The 2,439-nt window shown below is 60.5% G+C and carries 2 protein-coding genes and 2 pseudogenes; 2 read left to right on the forward strand and 2 right to left on the reverse strand.

Annotated elements, in window-relative coordinates:
• Both Q0341_RS01135 and Q0341_RS01140 read left to right on the forward strand, forming a co-directional pair.
• Window positions 1-317: pseudogene (locus Q0341_RS01135) on the forward strand (ABC transporter); the annotation flags it as partial.
• On the forward strand, window positions 314-778 hold the full coding sequence (locus Q0341_RS01140; RefSeq protein ID WP_299509985.1) for a DUF1854 domain-containing protein: 465 nt from the start codon (window positions 314-316) through the stop codon (window positions 776-778). The pseudogene Q0341_RS01135 and the gene Q0341_RS01140, both read left to right, overlap by 4 nt.
• Before the next feature lie 198 nt (window positions 779-976).
• On the opposite strand, the gene dnaJ is transcribed toward Q0341_RS01140, so the two are convergent.
• Both dnaJ and dnaK read right to left on the reverse strand, forming a co-directional pair.
• On the reverse strand, window positions 977-2,116 hold the full coding sequence (dnaJ, locus tag Q0341_RS01145; protein WP_299509987.1) for a molecular chaperone DnaJ: 1,140 nt from the start codon (window positions 2,114-2,116) through the stop codon (window positions 977-979).
• Window positions 2,117-2,220: 104 nt separating this feature from the next.
• Window positions 2,221-2,439 (reverse strand): annotated as a pseudogene (gene dnaK, locus Q0341_RS01150) (molecular chaperone DnaK); the annotation flags it as partial.

The following is a 2,439-nucleotide window of genomic DNA, read 5'->3' on the forward strand; positions in this document are numbered from 1 at the left end:
ACCCGCGCATCCTGATCTTGGACGAGGCCACTTCTGCGGTGGACACCGAAACCGAAAAAGAAATTCAAAAAGCGCTGGATAACCTGGTGCGCGGGCGCACCACGATTGCCATCGCGCACCGTTTGTCCACTTTGCGCAAGGCCGACCGTTTGGTGGTCATGGACAAAGGGCTGGTGGTCGAGGAGGGCACACACGACGCGCTCATTGAAGCCCAAGGTGCTTACTGGCGGCTTTACGAAGCGCAGCAGCGCCAAGCCGAAGCCGAAGCCGAAGCCGTGTTGGGCGGCGCTGACGACGACAAAAAGGTGAGCGCATGAACCCGTTTGATTTGCAACGTGATGCCTTTGGCCGCTGGGTGTTGGCGCTGCCCGACGGTACGCGCCATGAGCCGGTGACGGCGCTGCGCGCTTTTCCCGTGTCGGCTGCCGATCAGGGGGTGGCCCTGATGGACGCCGATGGCCATGAATTGTTTTGGGTGGCCGATGTGAAGGCCTTGCCGCCAGCTTTGCAGGACACTTTGTTGCAGGCTTTGAACGAGCGCGAGTTTTTGCCCGAGATCCTGCGCTTGGAGGTCGTCAGCAGCCTGCTCACGCCCAGCACCTGGACGGTGCAGACCGACCGGGGCAGCACCCAATTCATGCTCAAAGGCGAAGAAGACATCCGCCGCCTGACCGGTACCGTGCTGCTGATCAACGACGCCAATGGCGTGCAGTACATGATCCGCGATTTGGCGGCCATGGACAAACACTCGCGCAAACTGCTCGACCGATTTCTCTGAGCGATCTCAAAGGGGCCAGACCGAGCCTTGCTCGGGAGCACTTCAAGCACCCACCAACATGCGAGAGGGGCTGCGGCGGGTGACGATTTTTGCGTACCCGCCATGAGGAACCCGCCGCAGCCACTCTCGCACTGCTCGACGGGAGGCGGTCGACTCAAAAGCTTGCGCCCGGCGACATTCGAAGTTCCGACCTGAGCGTCAGGCCCCGAAGAAGCCCTTCAACTTGTCGGTCCAGCTCTCGCCGCTGGGTTGGTGTTTGCCGCCACCTTTGGTCAGCGACTCTTCAAACTCCTTGAGCAGCTTTTTCTGGTGCTCGGTGAGTTTGACGGGCGTCTCTACGGTGATGTGGCAGTACAGATCCCCCGGGTAGCTGCCTCGCACACCTTTGATGCCTTTGCCGCGCAAGCGGAACTGCTTGCCGGTTTGGGTGCCTTCGGGAATGTCAATGGCCGCTTTGCCGCCCAAGGTGGGCACTTCTATTTCGCCACCCAAAGCCGCTTTGGAGAAACTGATCGGCACGGCGCAGTGCAGATCGTCGCCATCACGCTCGAAGATGTTGTGCTTTTTCAGGCGGATCTCGATGAACAAATCGCCCGGTGGCCCGCCATTGGTGCCGGGCTCGCCATTGCCGGCGCTGCGGATGCGCATGCCGTCGTCGATGCCTGCCGGAATTTTGACTTCCAGGGTTTTTTGCTTTTTGACTTTGCCTTGGCCATGGCAAGTGCCGCAAGGGTCGGGGATGATTTTGCCTGTGCCTCGGCAGTGCGGGCAGGTTTGCTGCACGCTGAAAAAGCCTTGGCGCATTTGCACTTGGCCTTGGCCGTGACAGGTTGCGCAGGTCTTTGCGCTGGTGCCGGGTTTCGCGCCGCTGCCGTGGCAGGTGTCGCACTCGTCCCAGCTGGGGATGCGCAGCTGTGAGTCCTTGCCGTTGGCCGCTTCTTCGAGCGTGATTTCCATCGCGTAGCTCAAGTCGCCGCCGCGGAAAACTTGACGCCCACCGCCACGCCCGCCTCGGGCTTGGCCGCCAAAGATGTCGCCAAAGATGTCGCCAAACGCGTCACCAAAGCCACCAAAGCCTTCGGCACCGCCGCGCATATTGGGGTCAACCCCGGCGTGGCCGTGCTGGTCGTAAGCCGCGCGCTTTTGCGGGTCCGACAGCATCTCGTAGGCTTCTTTGCCTTCTTTGAATTTGGCTTCGGCTTCCTTGGCCTTGGCGTCTTCCCCCTGATTGCGGTCAGGGTGGAACTTCATCGCCAGTTTGCGATAGGCCTTTTTGATGTCTTCTTCGGTGGCGTTTTTGGCAACGCCCAGCACTTCGTAAAAATCTCGTTTGGCCATGAGGTCATCCAACCGTTAGAACAGGAACGCCGCGAAGGCGATTCAGTGCCCTGAATCGGCTTGCGCGGCGGGACTGCGACCAGGGTCGCAGAGAGGGCGGGCGATCAGCCCTTTTTGACTTCCTTGACTTCCGCGTCCACGACGTTGTCGTCTTGTGGTTGGGCATCCGTACCGGCAGCGGCACCCGCAGCGGCTTGCTGCGCTTGCATGTCTGCATAGACCTTTTCGCCCAGCTTTTGGCTGGCCGTCATCAGGGCTTCGGTTTTGGCTTCGATGGCGTCTTTGTCTTCGCCCTTCAAGGCCTCTTCCAAGTCTTTGGCGGC

The organism is uncultured Limnohabitans sp., assembly GCF_937889215.1.
In the GTDB taxonomy this organism is placed as follows: Bacteria; Pseudomonadota; Gammaproteobacteria; order Burkholderiales; family Burkholderiaceae_C; genus Limnohabitans_A.

Bases quoted from the DNA above. Each gene is read 5' to 3' on its own strand.
- Q0341_RS01140 (WP_299509985.1), top strand. From the start codon at position 314: ATGAACCCGTTTGATTTGCAACGTGATGCCTTTGGCCGCTGGGTGTTG.
- dnaJ (WP_299509987.1), bottom strand. From the start codon at position 2,116: ATGGCCAAACGAGATTTTTACGAAGTGCTGGGCGTTGCCAAAAACGCC.